The sequence below is a fragment of the Psychrobacter sp. W2-37-MNA-CIBAN-0211 genome, assembly GCF_040309405.1.
Taxonomy (GTDB): Bacteria; Pseudomonadota; Gammaproteobacteria; order Pseudomonadales; family Moraxellaceae; genus Psychrobacter; species Psychrobacter glaciei.
Window position 1 is genome coordinate 1 of record NZ_JBEOOU010000366.1, and the last position, 257, is coordinate 257.

General features: G+C 71.2%; 1 pseudogene. It reads left to right on the top strand.

The annotated features are described in order from the left end of the window. Window positions 1–257 (top strand): annotated as a pseudogene (locus AAEY72_RS15530) (efflux transporter periplasmic adaptor subunit); the annotation flags it as partial.

Below are 257 nucleotides of genomic sequence, written 5' to 3' on the forward strand. Positions count from 1 at the left end.
GTGCAGGTCCAGGCCTTGCTGGACAACCCCGAAGGCCTGCTCGCCGCCGGCATGTTCGCCAGCATCCGGGTCTCGCGCAAAGCCGACGCGCCGTCGCTGAGCGTGCCGGAAACCGCGGTCACCTATACCGCCTACGGCGACACCGTGTTCGTCGCCCACCAGGACGGCGACCGGCCGCTCAGCGCCAAGCGCGTCTCGGTGCGGATCGGCGAGCGCTGGGACGGTCGCGTGGAAATCCTCCAGGGCCTCGCCGAGGG